The following is a 17,546-nucleotide window of genomic DNA, read 5'->3' as shown; positions in this document are numbered from 1 at the left end:
GAATTAGCAATGATTATTCCAGCATTAGATTTAATTGATGGCCAAGTGGTTCGCTTATTTCAAGGCGATTATGGTCAAGTTACCGAATACAAAGTGGACCCTGCAGAGCAGTTTCGCCTCTATCATCAGGCTGGAGCTAACTGGTTGCACCTTGTCGATTTAACGGGTGCAAAAGATACCTCAGCCCGACAGCTTGATCTGATTGCCAAACTGCTTGCCAGTACCCCTGCCAATATTCAAATTGGTGGCGGTGTGCGTAGTGAGCAAGATGTGGTGGATTTATTAAATGCGGGTGCGCAGCGCGTGGTTGTCGGTTCTACGGCCGTAAAACAGCCTGAATTAGTCAAAGGATGGATGGAAAAGTATGGCGCAGAAAAAATTGTGCTAGCGCTAGACATCAACATTGATCAAGACGGCACACGTAAAGTGGCCATTTCAGGTTGGCAAGAAGATTCAGGTGTAACGATAGAAGCCTTGATTGATGATTACCTAACGGTTGGTTTGACGCACGTATTGTGCACTGATATTTCCCGCGATGGCACACTAGCCGGTTCTAACGTTGAATTGTATATCGATTTATGCAAACAGTACCCACAAGTACAGTTTCAATCCTCAGGTGGTATCGGTAGCTTAGCGGACATCAAAGCCTTAACAGGCAGTGGCGTCGCAGGCGTGATTGTCGGTCGTGCCTTATTAGATGGTAAGTTCACCGCTCAGGAGGCATTCGAATGTTGGCAAAACGCATAATTCCTTGTTTGGATGTCCGCGATGGACAAGTAGTGAAAGGGGTGCAGTTTCGCAATCACGAAATCATTGGTGATATCGTACCGCTTGCAAAACGCTACGCCGAAGAGGGTGCGGATGAGTTGGTATTTTATGACATTACCGCGTCGAGTGATGGCCGAGTGGTGGATAAAAGTTGGGTTGCGCGTGTCGCGGCAGTGATTGATATTCCATTTTGCGTCGCGGGCGGTATTAAATCTGCCGAAGATGCTGCACGAATTTTAGAATTTGGTGCAGATAAAGTCTCCATTAACTCTCCAGCACTCGCTAACCCACAGTTGATTACTGACTTGGCGGATAAATTTGGCGTGCAATGTATTGTGGTCGGAATTGACTCTTACTTCGATCAAGAAACGGGTCAGTATCAGGTCTATCAATTTACTGGCGATGAGACGCGCACCAAAGCAACACAGTGGCAAACTTGCGATTGGGTACAAGAGGTACAAAAACGTGGTGCGGGTGAAATCGTATTGAATATGATGAACCAAGACGGCGTGCGTAATGGTTATGATCTACAGCAACTCCAGAAGGTACGTGCTGTGTGTCGCGTGCCACTTATCGCTTCTGGCGGGGCGGGAACGATGGAGCACTTTGCGCAAGCTTACCAACAAGCTCATGTCGATGGCGCGTTGGCGGCATCGGTTTTTCACAAGCAGATCATCAATATCGGCGAATTAAAACAATATTTACAAGCAGAAGGTGTAGAGGTAAGACGATGAGTTTTCAAGTATCGAGTGCGGTTGCACTTTCTGAGCGTATTGATTGGAACAAAGTTGATGGCCTTGTTCCGGCGATAGTGCAAGATTTTCAATCAAGTCAAGTGCTTATGATGGGTTACATGAACCAAGATGCGTTGCAAAAAACCGCGCAAACAGGCCAAGTGACGTTCTTTTCTCGCAGCAAACAGCGCCTTTGGACCAAAGGAGAGACCTCTGGTCATGTGTTACAGTTGAAAAACATGGCGCTCGATTGTGATAATGACACTTTATTGGTCAAAGTGAATCCCATTGGGCCAACGTGCCATACTGGAACCACAACCTGTTGGGATAACGATGCACAAGAAGAGTCTCAAATGGTGTGGCTTCATCAGCTTGAGCAGCTATTGGCTGCCCGCAAGAGTGCCGACCCTGATTCCTCTTACACCGCTAGCCTTTATGCCCGTGGAACAAAGCGTATTTCGCAGAAAGTGGGCGAAGAGGGCGTTGAAGTTGCGCTTGCGGCGACGTCGGGCGATAAGGCGGAGTTAGTGTGTGAGTCTGCTGATTTGATTTATCACTTATTGGTGCTATTGCAAGACCAAGGATTAGCGTTGAGTGATGTGATTGATAAGCTTAAAGAACGCCATAAATAAACACAGTGAAGCCTCTTAAATAAAGAGGCTTCCGTTTTTGAGAGCGGTGTTAGAGGGTAATTTCTTTCCACTCACCGGGTTGTAGATCGCCTAAAACAATGTCGCCCATCGCGTAGCGCACTAAGCGCAGTGTTGGAAAGCCAATATGCGCTGTCATACGTCGTACTTGCCGGTTTTTACCTTCAGTAATGGTAATCGCAAGCCATGTGGTTGGGATTTGTGCGCGAAAACGAACCGGTGGATTACGTTCCCACAAGGTAGGCGGTTGCAAAATCTCAACCTTGGCAGGCAGCGTCATGCCATCTTTTAGCGCTACACCTTGGCGCAATTTATCTAAATCGTTTTGAGCGGGTTCTCCTTCTACTTGAACCCAATACGTTTTTGGTAATTTTGACTGCGGCTGCGTTAGTCTCGCTTGCAAGATGCCGTCATTGGTGAGCACCATTAAACCTTCGCTGTCTCTGTCCAAGCGACCTGCGGCATACACCTCTTTTACGGGAATAAAATCAGCGAGAGTTTTGCGCCCATCACCATCGGTAAACTGGCTTAGCGTATCAAAAGGCTTATTAAAGATGATGACTTTTCGATCAGCAAGCGATACTCGTTTTTTTACCTCTTCTGCAGATGAAGAGGAACGGGCGGTTGAACGCTGATGTGGATCGCGCCGTTTAAAATGAGAAGAGCCTGAGGGTTTTGATACTGATGAAGAATCACGACGCAAGCGGGATGACATGTTAACTACCTTGCAAAAATGTAAATGAAGTGTGTTTGAAAGTTTTCTGAACTTTGGATTTAAGCTATGATTTGCGCGCCCAGAAACAGGATTGACGCACAAGATAATAGACTATTATCCTAGTTTTGTTTAATTATACTCAACCCATGCTATTTGGATTCAGTATCAATAAAGGGTTTGGGTGTATACGTATTTTCACTCAATGACTAAAATCGGATAACGCTCAACGACATTCGATTCAGTTTTTGAAAGAGTGACGCTATCGTGTTCAAGTCGCGAGGATGCTAACCCACTTGACACGGACAATCACACAGCGCTGTTTCATCCAATGGTGCTGCTAGAACAAATAGGGAAATTTTTCATGCCTACAGAAAAACCTACAATTATTTATACCATCACAGACGAAGCACCAGCACTGGCCACTTATTCTTTATTGCCGATTATCCAATCCTTTACCGCCTCGTCAGGCATTAGCGTTGAAACCCGCGATATTTCACTGGCTGCGCGTATCCTTGCCAGCTTCCCAGAACATTTAAAAGAAAATCAACGTGTAAGTGATGCGCTTGCCGAATTAGGTGAACTGGCGACCAAACCAGAAGCGAATATTATTAAACTGCCTAACGTTTCGGCATCGGTCCCACAATTGAAAGCCGCGATTAAAGAGTTGCAGGAAAAAGGTTACGACCTACCAAATTATCCTGAAGAACCAAGTGCCTACGAAGAAGAAGCGATTAAAGCGACTTACGATAAAATCAAAGGCAGTGCGGTTAACCCAGTGTTGCGAGAAGGAAACTCCGATCGCCGCGCACCATTATCAGTCAAGAATTATGCGAAGAAAAACCCACATTCAATGGGCGCATGGTCACCGCAATCCCGTTCACATGTTGCCAGCATGCAAGACAAAGATTTCTATGGAACAGAAAAGTCAGTCACCATTGAAGGTGACACTAAGGTCAAAATTGAGTTTGTCGGCCATGATGGCTCGACTAAAGTCTTAAAGAAAGAGTTTGCGCTGCTTGATAAAGAAATTATCGATGCTTCAGTTTTAAGCAAAAAAGCGTTAGTTGAGTTTTTCGAGCAACAAATCGCAGCAGCGAAACAGCAAGATGTGCTGCTTTCCTTGCACATGAAAGCAACCATGATGAAAGTGTCTGACCCAGTCATTTTCGGCCATGCCGTTAAAGTGTACTACAAAGACGTATTTGCGAAGTATGGCGCGTTGTTTGACTCATTAGGTGTTGATGTCAACAATGGCCTAGGCGATGTTTACGCGAAAATTCAAGCATTGCCACAAGCACAAAAAGAAGAAATTGAAGCCGCGATTCAAGCGGTTTATAACACGCAACCACCGCTTGCTATGGTCGATTCTGACCGAGGTATTACTAACCTACATGTCCCGAGCGATATCATTGTTGATGCGTCAATGCCAGCAATGCTGCGCGCTTCTGGTCAAATGTGGGGGCCAGATGGCAAGCAACAAGACACCAAAGCACTGATCCCAGATCGCTGCTACGCTGGCGTTTATCAAGCGGTGATTGATTTTTGTAAAAAGCACGGCGCATTTGATCCCACCACGATGGGCAGTGTGCCAAACGTGGGCCTTATGGCGCAAAAAGCTGAAGAATATGGATCGCACGATAAAACCTTTATCCTCGATGCAGCGGGTTCGGTACGTGTTGTGGATACCTCCGGCAAAGTATTGCTAGAGCAAGCTGTTGAAGCTGGTGATATTTTCCGCATGTGCCAAGTGAAAGATGCACCGATCCAAGACTGGGTGAAACTGGCCGTGACTCGTGCCAGAGCTACTGGTGTTCCTGCGATTTTCTGGTTAGACGATCAGCGTGCGCATGACCGCGAATTGATCAAAAAAGTCAACGTCTACCTTGCTGATCATGATACGGCCGGCTTAGATATTCAGATCCTATCACCCGTTGAAGCGACTCTGTTCACACTTGAGCGTCTCAAAGCGGGTAAAGATACCATCTCAGTTACGGGTAACGTACTGCGTGATTACCTCACGGATCTATTCCCCATTCTTGAGCTCGGTACTTCGGCTAAAATGTTGTCGATTGTTCCCTTGATGAATGGCGGTGGCTTGTTTGAAACAGGTGCTGGTGGCTCTGCGCCAAAACACGTTCAGCAGGTTGAGAAAGAAAACCACTTGCGTTGGGATTCGTTAGGCGAGTTTTTGGCGCTGGCGGCGTCTTTGGAACATTTGAGTGTTGTCACTGGAAATGCGAAAGCGAAAGTACTAGCCGATGCGCTTGATAAAGCCACTGGTAAGTTCCTTGATCTCAATAAATCACCATCGCGCAGAGTTGGTGAGCTTGATAACCGTGGCAGTCACTACTATCTTGCAACCTATTGGGCTGAGGCCTTAGCAGAGCAGACGGCGGATGCTGATTTAGCGGCGGAATTCGCACCGATTGCGAAACAGCTGCAAGAAAATGAACAGGTTATCGTCTCTGAGCTGAATCAGGCACAAGGTACTCCGGGTGATTTGGGTGGTTACTATGCGCCAGTGTTTGAAAAAGCATCGGCATTAATGCGTCCAAGCCAAACCTTGAACGCGATCATTGGCGCTTAACCTTCAGTTATTCACATCTAAGCAATAAAAAAACCCGCCAGTTCGGCGGGTTTTTCATCAAATACACGTTTGGCAGCGATTATTTTGCAAGTTGACCTTCGATTGGAACAACAGCGCTAGCGTGATAACCTTTCGGCCCCTGTTCAATCTCGTAGGAAACTTGTTGGCCCGCTTTGAGTGTGCGGTAGCCTTCCATTTGAATGGTTGAATAGTGAGCAAAAATATCGGTATCCTCACCTTCTGGACAAATAAACCCAAATCCTTTGGCGTTGTTAAACCATTTTACTGTACCTGTAGCCATGCTTTACATCCCTCATTGCATTTTAGTTACTGATGTTGTTATCGAGAAACTTATCCTAAAAACGTTACCCGAATGTGAATATCAATTCAGCCGCTGCCAAATTTTTAGTCACTAATTGACCAATGTAGTCAATGATTCAGCGCAGTCAATAGGCAAAAGGTATGATACTCGACATATTTGCAAATAAATCACTTTTAAGGTTTACATTGTTGTAACGATTAAATAGGGCGTTAAGAATGAAATAGTTAAAGAAAGCAGTTGCTTTTGTTTTCTTTTTAATCAACTACGCCGTTGATAGTTCGGAATAGCAATGTTTTATTTGCAGCGATACAATTGCTGCATTAGTCTCTAAGTAAGGGTTGTTTTTCAACTGTGTCGGTAGCACTAATAACATTAATAGATTCCAACGACACAATGGTTACTGAGAGGCACACGGTTCCACTAGGTAGAGAAGCACTCTAAATACGGTCATCATGAGTAAACATTTTGAATGGGTGACTCCAGACTCAGATCTTCTGGAGAAAGAGAAGACAGCAATTAAACCACCAGCGATGTACAACGTAGTTCTCAATAACGATGACTACACGCCGATGGAGTTTGTGATTGAAATCCTTGAGCGATTTTTCTCGATGGATATCGACAAAGCAACACAGATAATGCTCAAGGTGCATTATGAAGGGAAAGCAATTTGTGGCACGTTCAGTGCCGAGATTGCAGAGACCAAAGTAGCTCAAGTTACTTTGTACTCAAGGGAAAATGAGCATCCACTGCTTTGTACTATGGAGCAAGCGTAGTCGCTTGCTGGAGCAACAAAGTGGTTCCTTAAGGAGGTACTTATGCTTAATAAAGAACTAGAGTCGAGTCTAAACGGCGCGTTCGCTCGAGCGCGAGACAAAAGACATGAATTCATGACCGTCGAGCACCTCCTACTTGCGTTATTAGAAAATGATGCAGCCAGAGAGGCCTTATTAGCCTGCCAAGCAGATTTGGATGCCTTACGCCAAGAGCTTGATATTTTTATTGATCAAACCACACCTCTTATTCCTGAAAGTGACGAAACACGTGAAACGCAACCTACATTGAGTTTTCAACGTGTGCTGCAACGTGCTGTATTTCATGTGCAATCCTCTGGCCGCAATGAAGTCACAGGAGCGAATGTACTGGTTGCAATCTTTAGTGAGCAGGAGTCACACGCGGCTTACCTACTGAAAAAAAATGACATCAGTCGCTTAGATATCGTCAACTACATTTCGCACGGCATCACTAAAGCTTCCAGCGCAAGTGATAATTCAGCCTCTTCCGACTCTTTTAGCAGCGAATCAGCTGATGAAGTCAGTTCTGATGAACGTTTGGAAAGCTTTGCCAGCAACCTCAACCAATTGGCAAAGCAAGGGTTGATTGATCCTCTAATTGGGCGTGATAAAGAGCTAGAACGAACCATTCAAGTGTTGTGTCGTCGCCGTAAAAATAATCCGCTGTTAGTGGGAGAAGCGGGAGTCGGTAAAACGGCGATTGCGGAAGGGCTAGCGTGGCGTATTGTGGAAGGTCAAGTGCCTGAAATCATTCAAAATAGCGTTATTTATTCACTGGATATTGGCTCATTGCTCGCTGGAACTAAGTATCGTGGCGATTTTGAAAAGCGTTTTAAAACCATTTTGAAACAGCTTGAAAAAGAGCAGGACGCGATTCTATTTATTGATGAAATTCATACCATTATCGGTGCGGGTGCCGCTTCTGGTGGTCAGGTGGATGCGGCTAACTTAATCAAACCTCTGCTTAGCAGCGGTAAATTGCGCTGCATCGGCTCAACGACTTATCAAGAGTACAACAACATCTTTGAAAAAGAGCGCGCGCTGGCTCGCCGTTTTCAAAAAATTGATGTGGTCGAGCCATCGTTGGATGACACCACTAAAATACTTATGGGTCTGAAAACAAAATACGAGGCGCACCATGATGTACGTTATACCAATAAAGCGTTACGTGCGGCCGTAGAGCTTTCTGCAAAATACATCAATGAACGTCATTTGCCAGATAAAGCGATTGATGTGATTGATGAAGCGGGAGCACGTTCAAGGTTGGCACCTGCAAGTCGCCGCAAGAAAACCGTTGGAGTGGCCGATATTGAAGCGATGGTTGCTAAAATGGCGCGTATTCCAGAAAAATCGGTCTCTTCTTCCGATAAAGACATTTTGCAGCACCTTGATAGAAAAATGAAAATGTTGGTATTTGGACAAGATGACGCTATCGATGTATTGAGTGAGGCGATCAAACTCTCACGCGCTGGCTTAGGTGCCGACAACAAACCGGTGGGCTCATTCTTGTTTGCTGGGCCAACAGGCGTGGGTAAAACAGAAGTGACAGTGCAGTTGTCGAAGCTACTTGGCATTGAGCTGCTACGTTTTGATATGTCTGAATATGGTGAACGCCATTCAGTGAGTCGTTTAATTGGTGCTCCTCCTGGTTATGTTGGGTATGACCAAGGTGGCTTGCTAACTGATGCTGTGATTAAACATCCACATTCAGTGGTGCTACTTGATGAGATTGAGAAAGCGCACCCTGATATTTTCAACTTGCTACTTCAAGTCATGGATAACGGCACTTTAACGGACAACAATGGACGAAAAGCGGATTTCCGTAACATCATTTTGGTGATGACAACCAACGCAGGTGTTGCAGAGACAGTGAAAAAATCGATTGGTCTTATCCAACAAGACAATAGTTTTGATGCGATGTCGGAGATTAAGAAAGTATTCACACCCGAATTTCGTAACCGTTTAGATAACATCATCTGGTTTAATCGTTTGGATGAGCGTGTAATCCATCAAGTGGTTGATAAGTTTATTGTTGAACTACAAGCTCAACTCGATGCGAGAGGTGTATCGCTAGAGGTTTCTGAGGATGCTCGTCATTGGCTTGCTGTGAAAGGCTACGATATTGAGATGGGCGCTCGTCCTATGGGCCGCGTGATTCAGGATAAGCTGAAAAAGCCATTAGCGAATGAGTTGTTGTTTGGCTCGTTGGTCGATGGTGGCACAGTGAAAGTGGATTTAGATGGTGAAGAGCTTAAGTTTAAGTACATTGGTTCTCGTGAAGAAGCGGTTCACTAATCGGTAATCCCGATGCTTATCACCTAATAACAAAAGCACGCTGAGGCGTGCTTTCTTCTATGCATTGCATTTAATCCAGTTCCATAAGTAACAAAAAACGGAGCATTTAGCTCCGTTTTTTGTTGCGTTCGAAAATCAGAGATTAACGAGCACGGAAGACGATGCGGCCTTTAGTTAGGTCGTATGGAGTCATCTCTACAGTTACTTTGTCACCAGTAAGAATACGAATGTAGTTCTTACGCATTTTACCAGAGATGTGAGCTGTTACTACGTGGCCGTTTTCTAGCTCAACACGGAACATTGTGTTTGGAAGAGTATCAAGGACAGTGCCTTGCATCTCAATTACGTCTTCTTTAGCCATTTAATCCTCTTTAGAAACTTGGCGATTTTTAACGGACGCATTCTGCCGCTAAAAGATAAATATGTAAAGTTGGGGCGTATTCTACCCTTGCCAACGTTGATTTACTAGCTTTTGATGGCGCTCAAAGCGTACTTTGTAGTTCATTGCTGGGCATTCATCAATTTGATAACCCAAATATAACCATTGTTTCTGTGTGGCTTGGCAATATTGCAGTTGAAATAAAACGCCAAGTGTCCCGAGTGACAGATCTGACTCTGGATCATAAAAGGTATAAAAGGCGCTGGCACTGTTTTGTAAAATATCCGTCACCGCAATCGCGACCAGCTGTCCATTTTGATAAATATGCAGGTATTGAGTATCTAGCCAACGACAAGCGGAAAAGGTTTCAAACTCCTGCTCGTTGGGAGGGTACATGCTGCCCTCTTTATGTCGCGCTTCAATATAGCGGGCATAGAGTGCAAACCAACCCGAATCCATGGTCGGTTTCAGCTGCCACTGAAAAGCGTGTGCCTTTTTGAGTAACCGCTTTTGGCTGGTTGATAGCTTGACTTGGTCAACAAAAACACGCAATGCTTGGCAGGAGTTACAATTGTCACAGTGAGGTTTGTAAATGGTATCCCCACTGCGTCGAAAACCATTTGCGAGTAGAATTTCATAATTCTCAGGCGATTGCATGGCGGAGTCTAAAGTCACAGCGACACGTTCTTGCCTATCTTTTAAATAGCTACAAGGGTGGTTATTGGTTAAACCGATGCGTATTTGCTGTAAATCTGAGCTCATGGTTATCCTTCATTAGGCAAGGTGATCCACTGGGGTGTAAAGCAGCGCTCATCGACAGAGCTATCTCTAAAAGATAGCAAGGATTTGAGAAAATCGTCGCGCTCTAATTCGAAAGCTCCCAATGATGCCAGATGCGGATTCATCACCTGACAATCAATCAACTGTCCACCGTGTGATTGAAAATGCTGGCAAAAATACCAAAGCGCAATTTTTGATGCATTGGCTTTGGTACTAAACATCGACTCACCGCAAAACATTTGGCCCATTTGTATGCCATAGAGCCCGCCGATCAATTTATCTTCCTGCCACACCTCAACCGAATGACAACGGCCAGAAGCCGCAAGGGCGAGGTAGGCGCTGCGCATCTCTTCATTTAGCCAAGTTTGATCTGCGGGTCTTACGTTGGCACAACTGGTAATTACCTCTTTAGTTGCATGGTTAAGGCTTATTTTATATTGATGTTTTCGCTGGAATTTTTTAACGCTTTTAGCTGGAGAAAAAGTTTGTGGGTTAAACACAGCTCGTGGAGCGGGGCTCCACCAAAGAATAGGCTCTTGTGGGCCATACCAAGGAAAAATTCCGTGTCGATAAGCATTATAAATACGTTCTGGTTGTAAATCTCCACCAAACGCGAGCAGTCCATTTGGCTCTTCTAGCGCCTCATCAGCGGAAGGAAAAGAGAAATCATCAAGCGCAAGTTGAGGAAGGTAAATAGTCATGTTCGATCCGATCTGGGTTAACCATCAAGATAAGGCCACGGAATGAGGATAGTAGGGATTTTTCAATAGTTTGCCAATCATTACTATCAGGCCATATTTGTACTGGAGTTCGCTTTTATTTTTAGATAGGCTGCAAGTACGAAGAATTTTCATTTTCCCAGAGCAAACAGGAGCTCTTTGGAAGATGCAAGGAAACACAACTCGAATGGAAAGCCTCACGTTACAACCAATAAAAAAAATTAATGGGCAAGTCAATTTACCCGGTTCCAAAAGTGTCTCAAACCGAGCGCTACTGCTTGCCGCTTTGGCAAGTGGTACGACTAAGCTAACGAACTTGTTAGACAGTGACGACATTCGCCACATGCTCAACGCACTAGCAAAACTTGGTGTGGAGTATCGTTTGTCAGACGACAAAACGGTGTGTGAGATAAAAGGTTTGGGTCGGCCTTTTAGCATCGAGCAATCCGTTGAGCTGTTTTTAGGTAATGCAGGGACGGCAATGCGTCCACTTGCGGCAGCATTAGTTCTTGGACAGGGTGAATTCATTTTGACTGGTGAGCCGAGGATGAAAGAACGTCCAATCGGTCATCTCGTTACGGCGTTACGTGAAGCGGGCGCTGATATTGAGTACCTTGAAAACGAAGACTTCCCGCCGTTAAAAATTACGGCAACCGGCCTTAAAGCTGGAACCGTGGCGATTGACGGTTCAATCTCGAGTCAATTTTTGACCGCCTTTTTAATGGCTGCGCCACTGTCTGATGGTGAAATGACGATAAACATCGTTGGTGACTTGGTCTCAAAGCCCTACATTGACATCACGTTACACATCATGGCGCAGTTTGGTGTAAAAGTGATCAACCATAACTACACTCAATTTGTGATCCCAGCTGGGCAATCGTATGTTTCTCCTGGGCAGTTTTTGGTGGAAGGAGATGCATCCTCTGCTTCTTACTTCCTCGCGGCGGCGGCTATCAAAGGTGGCGAAGTAAAAGTTACTGGTATTGGTAAAAACAGTATCCAAGGAGATATTCAATTTGCCGATGCGCTAGAAAAAATGGGCGCAGTCATCGAATGGGGGAATGATTATGTCATCGCTCGTCGTGGAGAGCTTAATGCGGTTGATCTCGATTTTAATCACATTCCTGATGCGGCTATGACCATTGCGACGACCGCATTATTTGCCAAAGGCACCACAGCCATTCGCAACGTATATAATTGGCGTGTTAAAGAAACCGATCGTTTAGCCGCAATGGCGACGGAGCTGCGTAAAGTGGGTGCAGAGGTTGAGGAAGGGGATGATTACATTATCATTACACCACCAACGTCATTACAGCATGCGGCAATCGACACTTATGACGATCATCGAATGGCGATGTGTTTTTCGCTGGTTGCACTGAGCGATACCGCAGTGACGATTAATGATCCTAAATGTACTTCGAAAACGTTTCCTGATTATTTTGAACAGCTTGCGCAACTAAGCCACTAGGCATTGAGCGTTTAAACCCAATAATGAAAAGCCTCGAATGAGGCTTTTTTTCATCAAGAATTACGATTGAACGAGAGTAAATTGCTTTGATAAATGCAAGGCAAGGTACTTGAACATGTTAAATACCGCAGTGGTATTAGGTGTTGGCAGCCCCTTGTCGTCTAAAAAGTAGTTGCCTTTAAAAACTAATACATCCTCTTTTTCTTCAACGCTATCGGCGCGCATGCCAACGATATAAGCGTCATGTTCTTGAATGATTTGGTTTGCAATAAGTAACAAATCAAATTCAGTAATAGATTGTTTTTCGCTCATCTTTTACGGTCCTATGAGTAGATGTGCGAGGATAGTGCCGTAAAAGGGTAGGTAATTTCAATGATTTCAAATAGAATTCGGCGCAAAATTCGATGGAGTGGATTCTCAAGCTTTGACCAAAGAGAGAAGTCACGTCTAAGCTTAGTCAAGAAAGCCGATTTTTTATGCAATGAGAATGTGTGACTTACGGCATATTTCATTGGATTTATTTCGCGAACTGATAATACTCACTTTAGTATGAGCGCCAAAGCACGTTTAGTAGAGTGCTGCAGCAATGAAAGTCAAGCTCACAAGCGCCACAGGACTCGATTTTAAACTTTTCAATTTAGGTTGGAAGGCTGGCGGAGAATAGGCCACTGAGCTCTGGTTGCATTTTGACCAATTATTGAGTGGTTGAATTTTATTTTTAAAAAACATGTTGATCTTCTTGTTAACTGGCTCGATAGTAAAAAAAGAAGCAATAATTTAGAACGTCATGCGATTTACTTTCGCGTAATGATTAAGGGCATTTGAGTCAATTATGGGTAAATCACTCGTTATAGTGGAATCGCCAGCCAAGGCTAAAACGATCAATAAATATCTTGGTAAAGATTTTATTGTTAAGTCGAGCGTAGGGCATGTTCGTGATCTTCCAACCGCAGGTCAAAGTACCGCTAAAAAAGCAACGCCTAGTTCTTCTTCAAAGAACCTTAGCGCTGAAGAGAAAGCACGCTTGAAAAGCGAGAAAGACCGCAGTTCGTTAATTAAGAAGATGGGCATCGACCCTTATCACGGCTGGGAAGCGAATTACCAAATTTTGCCGGGTAAAGAAAAAGTAGTGGCGGAATTGCAAAAGCTTGCCAAAGATGCCGACTGCATTTATCTCGCAACCGATTTGGACCGCGAAGGAGAGGCCATCGCTTGGCACCTTCGTGAGATCATCGGTGGCGATGAACAGCGATACAAACGAGTTGTATTTAACGAAATTACTAAAAATGCAATCCAACAAGCCTTCCAAACACCGGGTGAATTGAATATCGACGGTGTAAACGCCCAACAAGCGCGTCGTTTCATGGACCGTGTGGTGGGTTTTATGGTCTCTCCATTACTTTGGAAAAAAGTGGCGCGTGGCTTGTCTGCGGGTCGCGTCCAATCGGTGGCGGTGAAATTACTTGTTGAGCGTGAGCGTGAAATTAACGCGTTTGTCCCTGAAGAGTTCTGGGATATCCATGCTGATACGAAAACGCAAGATAAAACGGATTTCCGTCTGTTGGTTGCGCAAAAAAATGATGTAGCGTTTAAACCTGTCAACGAAGCGGAAGCTAAATCAGCGGTTTCGATTTTAGAAAAAGCTTCTTACGAAGTGTGTAAACGTGAAGACCGCCCAACCAGCAGTAAACCTTCCGCTCCTTTTATCACCTCGACGTTACAGCAAGCAGCCAGTACTCGCTTGGGTTACGGAGTGAAGAAAACGATGATGCTAGCTCAGCGCTTGTATGAGGCAGGTTACATCACTTATATGCGTACCGATTCAACCAACTTAAGTGCTGAAGCGGTTGAAGCGGTTCGCAGCTATATTGGTAGTGAGTTTGGACAAGCCTACTTACCTGAGAATCCGTTAGCTTATGGAAGTAAGCAGGGCGCTCAAGAAGCGCACGAAGCGATTCGTCCATCCAGTGTGGATGTTAAAGCCGATGATTTACAAGGTATGGAAGCGGATGCTCATAAGTTATACGCGCTAATCTGGAATCAGTTTGTTGCTTGCCAAATGACGCCAGCTCAATACGATTCGACCACTGTGAGCGTGAAAGCGGCAGAATTCACCCTTAAGGCGAAAGGTCGCATCCTTAAATTTGATGGTTGGACACGAGTTCAACGTCCAATGGGTAAAAATGAAGACCAAATTTTACCACCAGTGAAAGTGGGCGAAACGTTGTTATTGCAAACGTTAGATCCAAAACAACATTTCACTAAGCCACCGGCACGTTATACGGAAGCTGCGCTGGTAAAAGAGCTTGAAAAGCGTGGTATAGGCCGACCATCGACGTATGCTTCTATCATCTCTACCATTCAAGATCGCGGCTATGTGAAAGTGGATCAGCGACGTTTTTATGCTGAGAAAATGGGTGAAATCGTCACCGATCGTCTGGATGACAGCTTCAATGATTTGATGAACTATGACTTCACCGCGCGAATGGAAGAAAAGCTGGACCAAATTGCAGCAGGATCTGCAAATTGGAAAGGAGTCTTGGACGATTTCTTTAAAGATTTCACTGCAGATTTAGAAACGGCTGAACTGGATGAAGAACAAGGTGGTATGAAACCCAACCACATCGTGATGACCGACATTCAATGTCCGACATGTTCACGTCCAATGGGAATTCGTACAGCCTCTACAGGGGTGTTCCTCGGTTGTTCTGGTTATGCACTGCCGCCTAAAGAGCGTTGTAAAACCACCATTAACCTAGGTGACGAAGAAGGCGTCATCAATGTCTTGGAAGAAGATGTTGAAACGGCTGCACTGCGCGCTAAAAAACGTTGTCCTATCTGTGAAACGGCGATGGATGCGTACCTAATCGATGACACACGTAAAATGCATGTGTGCGGGAACAATCCGAACTGCGAAGGTTACGTTGTAGAATTCGGTGAGTTTAAAGTTAAAGGCTATGATGGCCCAGTTGTCGAGTGTGACAAGTGTGGGTCAAACATGGTGCTGAAAAATGGCCGTTTTGGTAAGTACATGGATTGCACCAGCGATGACTGTAAAAATACGCGTAAGATCTTAAGAAGCGGCGAAGTTGCTCCACCAAAAGAAGATCCTATCCATTTCCCAGAATTGCCTTGTGAAAACTCGGATGCGTATTTTGTACTGCGTGATGGCGCTTCAGGTCTGTTTCTTGCGGCGAGCAATTTCCCTAAATCTCGTGAGACACGTGCGCCATTGGTTGAAGAATTGGCTCGTTTCAAAGAGCGCCTAGCACCAAAGTATCAATACTTAGCGGATGCGCCTGCACATGATCCTGATGGTGTGGCGGCGGTTGTACGCTTTAGTCGTAAGTCAAAAGAACACTATGTACGCACTGAGATAGAGGGTAAACCCTCAGGTTGGACGGCGTTGTACGATAATGGGCGGTGGGAAATTACCGATAAGCGTAAAAACGCTAAAAAATAGCCTTTAATGTGATCAATGCGAAAAGGTAGCCTTCGGGCTACCTTTTTTTTGGCTGGAGTTTGAGCAAGTTCAACTATTCATACTATTCATGGAGAATGTGTCGCCAATATTTTGACATTCCATGTGTAAGGCAGTATTGATTAACTATCCGTGAGCGGGCGGGGTGTCGGATGTTCAGAGTCTTGTGCACAGGAGATAGCCCTATTGCACCAGCATGTTGTGAATTGTTCAGTCGGTTCAACAACTAAAATGGAGCTATTTGGTGTAATTAATATTTATGTCTTTAACCTAGTAAACATAGCGTCATAAATTCGTTGTATTTTTAATAAAAAGAGAGTGTATATAAAATTAAGAATGCATCAATAAAGTGAATAAAAATGATTAGTTAATACATTGTTATGTTTATATGTTACACCGAGCTGTAAATGTGAGCTAGGTTAGGAGTTAGCAAACTAAAGGGTTCAGACAAGTCAGAACAGCGTATTTAAAATTGTATTATTTCTTTAATTCGATAACGTATAAACAACCGATTGCATTTAGGGTGGTGAGGGAGTTTCATACAGCCCACTGCAAGTGGTCAATAAGGATAGCATCCATACATCCCCTGTAAATTAAGGTATGGAATGCAAATATAAGAATGAAATAAGGAGAATTAAAATGGCTGGTGTTTTAGGAATGATCCTTGCTGGTGGCGAAGGCTCGCGCTTGATGCCTTTAACGGAATCTCGTAGTAAACCTGCAGTGCCATTTGGTGGCAGTTATCGTTTAATCGATTTTGCTTTGAATAATTTTGTAAACGCGGATTTGATGCGTATCTACGTGCTTACACAATTTAAATCACAATCGTTGTATTTACATATGAAGAAAGGCTGGAACCTTTCGGGCATCACTGATCGGTTTATCGATTCAATCCCCGCACAGATGCGTGATGGCAAGCGCTGGTACGAAGGTACTGCGGATGCTATCTACCAGAACATTCGTTTTATTGAACTCTCTACCCCAGACCAAGTATGTATTTTTGGCTCTGATCATATCTATAAAATGGATATCCGCCAGATGCTCGATTTCCATAAACGTGTAGACGCAAAACTGACCGTTTCTGCGCTGAGAATGCCGCTGGAAGAAGCGTCTCAGTTTGGTGTGATTGAAGTTGATGAAGCCGGAAAAATGGTCGGTTTTGAAGAAAAACCTTGCAACCCTAAAGCGATCCCTGGGCACCCAGACCTTGCACTTGTTTCTATGGGTAACTACATATTCGATACAGATAAACTCTGTGCAGAACTGCGTCGTGATGCTGAAGATAATCACTCCAGCCATGATTTTGGCAAAGATATTATTCCTAAACTTTTCCCAGAAGGAGAGGTTTATGTCTATGATTTTTCAACCAATAAAATCAAAGGCGAAAAAGACACAACTTACTGGCGTGATGTTGGTACGATTGAGGCCTACTGGGCAGCGCACATGGATCTATTAGAGCATGATGCCGATTTTTCGTTGTATAACCGTAGCTGGCCTCTCCACACTTATTATCCACCGTTACCACCTGCAACCTTTGTTGATTCACACGATCGTAAAGTACAGATCACCGACAGCTTGATCTCCGGCGGAAGCTACATTCAAGGTGCGAAGATTTATAAATCGGTACTAGGCTATCGCAGTAACATCGGAGCCAACACTTTAGTGAGTGAATCCGTGATCCTCGGTGATGTTAAAATTGGCGAAGGATGTACAATTAAGCGTACGATTATTGATAAAAATGTCGAAATAGCGCCAGGTACTATCATTGGTGAAGATTTAGAACTCGATAGACAACGTTTCCATGTTTCTGATGAGGGCATCGTTGTTATCGCAAAAGGAACAAAAGTTGGATTCTAG

15 protein-coding genes are annotated in these 17,546 nt (G+C 44.4%); 9 read left to right on the top strand and 6 right to left on the bottom strand.

From position 1 onward, the window contains the following. The first annotated feature begins 9 nt into the window (after positions 1-9). From hisA to hisIE, 3 genes are read left to right on the top strand one after another with little or no spacing between them, the layout of a single operon-like run. The gene (hisA, locus tag AACV20_RS16120) at positions 10-747 is read left to right on the top strand and encodes a 1-(5-phosphoribosyl)-5-[(5-phosphoribosylamino)methylideneamino]imidazole-4-carboxamide isomerase (protein WP_013857092.1); all 738 of its coding nucleotides are present in this window, start codon (positions 10-12) and stop codon (positions 745-747) included. After that, the gene (gene hisF / locus AACV20_RS16115; protein WP_017044649.1) at positions 729-1,502 is read left to right on the top strand and encodes an imidazole glycerol phosphate synthase subunit HisF; all 774 of its coding nucleotides are present in this window, start codon (positions 729-731) and stop codon (positions 1,500-1,502) included. The genes hisA and hisF overlap by 19 nt, the downstream gene beginning before the upstream one ends. Continuing rightward, complete coding sequence (gene hisIE / locus AACV20_RS16110; protein ID WP_017043909.1) at positions 1,499-2,134, top strand: bifunctional phosphoribosyl-AMP cyclohydrolase/phosphoribosyl-ATP diphosphatase HisIE; 636 nt, start codon at positions 1,499-1,501, stop codon at positions 2,132-2,134. Before hisF ends, hisIE begins: the two co-directional genes overlap by 4 nt. Before the next feature lie 49 nt (positions 2,135-2,183). Here hisIE and AACV20_RS16105 read toward each other — a convergent pair whose 3' ends face one another. Then, the gene (locus AACV20_RS16105; protein ID WP_212752618.1) at positions 2,184-2,867 is read right to left on the bottom strand and encodes a pseudouridine synthase; all 684 of its coding nucleotides are present in this window, start codon (positions 2,865-2,867) and stop codon (positions 2,184-2,186) included. 361 nt (positions 2,868-3,228) lie between these two features. Here AACV20_RS16105 and AACV20_RS16100 point away from each other — a divergent pair, with 361 nt between their 5' ends. Next, positions 3,229-5,454, top strand: a complete 2,226-nt coding sequence (locus tag AACV20_RS16100; RefSeq protein ID WP_029189738.1) for an NADP-dependent isocitrate dehydrogenase — start codon at positions 3,229-3,231, stop codon at positions 5,452-5,454. Between the two features lie 79 nt (positions 5,455-5,533). Here AACV20_RS16100 and cspD read toward each other — a convergent pair whose 3' ends face one another. Then, the gene (cspD, locus tag AACV20_RS16095) at positions 5,534-5,755 is read right to left on the bottom strand and encodes a cold shock domain-containing protein CspD (RefSeq protein WP_013857087.1); all 222 of its coding nucleotides are present in this window, start codon (positions 5,753-5,755) and stop codon (positions 5,534-5,536) included. A gap of 473 nt (positions 5,756-6,228) precedes the next feature. Between cspD and clpS the strand changes: the two genes are divergently transcribed. Beyond that, complete coding sequence (clpS, locus tag AACV20_RS16090) at positions 6,229-6,549, top strand: ATP-dependent Clp protease adapter ClpS (RefSeq protein ID WP_010319243.1); 321 nt, start codon at positions 6,229-6,231, stop codon at positions 6,547-6,549. Between the two features lie 42 nt (positions 6,550-6,591). Beyond that, positions 6,592-8,862, top strand: coding sequence for an ATP-dependent Clp protease ATP-binding subunit ClpA (clpA, locus tag AACV20_RS16085; protein WP_013857086.1), 2,271 nt, complete (start codon positions 6,592-6,594; stop codon positions 8,860-8,862). Positions 8,863-9,004: 142 nt separating this feature from the next. Here the strand turns inward: clpA and infA are convergent, their stop codons facing one another. The 3 genes from infA to aat form a co-directional block, all read right to left on the bottom strand. Beyond that, positions 9,005-9,223, bottom strand: coding sequence for a translation initiation factor IF-1 (infA, locus tag AACV20_RS16080; RefSeq protein ID WP_006075347.1), 219 nt, complete (start codon positions 9,221-9,223; stop codon positions 9,005-9,007). An 81-nt stretch (positions 9,224-9,304) separates the two neighbouring features. Then, positions 9,305-10,003: an arginyltransferase gene (locus AACV20_RS16075; protein ID WP_013857085.1), complete on the bottom strand. Its 699-nt coding sequence runs from the start codon at positions 10,001-10,003 to the stop codon at positions 9,305-9,307. 2 nt (positions 10,004-10,005) lie between these two features. Beyond that, positions 10,006-10,722 (bottom strand): leucyl/phenylalanyl-tRNA--protein transferase, encoded by a 717-nt coding sequence (aat, locus tag AACV20_RS16070; protein ID WP_094124384.1) that lies wholly within the window; start codon positions 10,720-10,722, stop codon positions 10,006-10,008. A gap of 205 nt (positions 10,723-10,927) precedes the next feature. Between aat and aroA the strand changes: the two genes are divergently transcribed. Then, positions 10,928-12,208, top strand: coding sequence for a 3-phosphoshikimate 1-carboxyvinyltransferase (gene aroA, locus AACV20_RS16065; RefSeq protein WP_026027611.1), 1,281 nt, complete (start codon positions 10,928-10,930; stop codon positions 12,206-12,208). Between the two features lie 60 nt (positions 12,209-12,268). Here aroA and AACV20_RS16060 read toward each other — a convergent pair whose 3' ends face one another. Then, complete coding sequence (locus AACV20_RS16060; protein ID WP_013857082.1) at positions 12,269-12,520, bottom strand: YciN family protein; 252 nt, start codon at positions 12,518-12,520, stop codon at positions 12,269-12,271. 520 nt (positions 12,521-13,040) lie between these two features. On the opposite strand from AACV20_RS16060, the gene topA reads away from it, so the two are divergent. Together topA and glgC are read left to right on the top strand one after the other, a co-directional pair. Continuing rightward, positions 13,041-15,671 (top strand): type I DNA topoisomerase, encoded by a 2,631-nt coding sequence (gene topA, locus AACV20_RS16055; protein ID WP_094150576.1) that lies wholly within the window; start codon positions 13,041-13,043, stop codon positions 15,669-15,671. A 657-nt stretch (positions 15,672-16,328) separates the two neighbouring features. Further along, positions 16,329-17,546: a glucose-1-phosphate adenylyltransferase gene (glgC, locus tag AACV20_RS16050; protein ID WP_170907630.1), complete on the top strand. Its 1,218-nt coding sequence runs from the start codon at positions 16,329-16,331 to the stop codon at positions 17,544-17,546.

It is taken from the genome of Vibrio sp. B4-6 (assembly GCF_963888245.1).
Classification (GTDB): domain Bacteria; phylum Pseudomonadota; class Gammaproteobacteria; order Enterobacterales; family Vibrionaceae; genus Vibrio; species Vibrio anguillarum.
This window is presented reverse-complemented; position numbering and strand designations above follow the sequence as displayed.

What these genes read in the sequence shown, in the direction of transcription:
- infA (WP_006075347.1), bottom strand. Translation starts at nt 9,223, where the DNA reads ATGGCTAAAGAAGACGTAATTGAGATGCAAGGCACTGTCCTTGATACT.
- clpS (WP_010319243.1), top strand. Translation starts at nt 6,229, where the DNA reads ATGAGTAAACATTTTGAATGGGTGACTCCAGACTCAGATCTTCTGGAG.
- hisIE (WP_017043909.1), top strand. Translation starts at nt 1,499, where the DNA reads ATGAGTTTTCAAGTATCGAGTGCGGTTGCACTTTCTGAGCGTATTGAT.
- glgC (WP_170907630.1), top strand. Translation starts at nt 16,329, where the DNA reads ATGGCTGGTGTTTTAGGAATGATCCTTGCTGGTGGCGAAGGCTCGCGC.
- AACV20_RS16075 (WP_013857085.1), bottom strand. Translation starts at nt 10,003, where the DNA reads ATGAGCTCAGATTTACAGCAAATACGCATCGGTTTAACCAATAACCAC.
- aroA (WP_026027611.1), top strand. Translation starts at nt 10,928, where the DNA reads ATGGAAAGCCTCACGTTACAACCAATAAAAAAAATTAATGGGCAAGTC.
- AACV20_RS16060 (WP_013857082.1), bottom strand. Translation starts at nt 12,520, where the DNA reads ATGAGCGAAAAACAATCTATTACTGAATTTGATTTGTTACTTATTGCA.
- AACV20_RS16100 (WP_029189738.1), top strand. Translation starts at nt 3,229, where the DNA reads ATGCCTACAGAAAAACCTACAATTATTTATACCATCACAGACGAAGCA.
- cspD (WP_013857087.1), bottom strand. Translation starts at nt 5,755, where the DNA reads ATGGCTACAGGTACAGTAAAATGGTTTAACAACGCCAAAGGATTTGGG.
- hisA (WP_013857092.1), top strand. Translation starts at nt 10, where the DNA reads ATGATTATTCCAGCATTAGATTTAATTGATGGCCAAGTGGTTCGCTTA.
- aat (WP_094124384.1), bottom strand. Translation starts at nt 10,722, where the DNA reads ATGACTATTTACCTTCCTCAACTTGCGCTTGATGATTTCTCTTTTCCT.
- AACV20_RS16105 (WP_212752618.1), bottom strand. Translation starts at nt 2,867, where the DNA reads ATGTCATCCCGCTTGCGTCGTGATTCTTCATCAGTATCAAAACCCTCA.
- clpA (WP_013857086.1), top strand. Translation starts at nt 6,592, where the DNA reads ATGCTTAATAAAGAACTAGAGTCGAGTCTAAACGGCGCGTTCGCTCGA.
- topA (WP_094150576.1), top strand. Translation starts at nt 13,041, where the DNA reads ATGGGTAAATCACTCGTTATAGTGGAATCGCCAGCCAAGGCTAAAACG.
- hisF (WP_017044649.1), top strand. Translation starts at nt 729, where the DNA reads ATGTTGGCAAAACGCATAATTCCTTGTTTGGATGTCCGCGATGGACAA.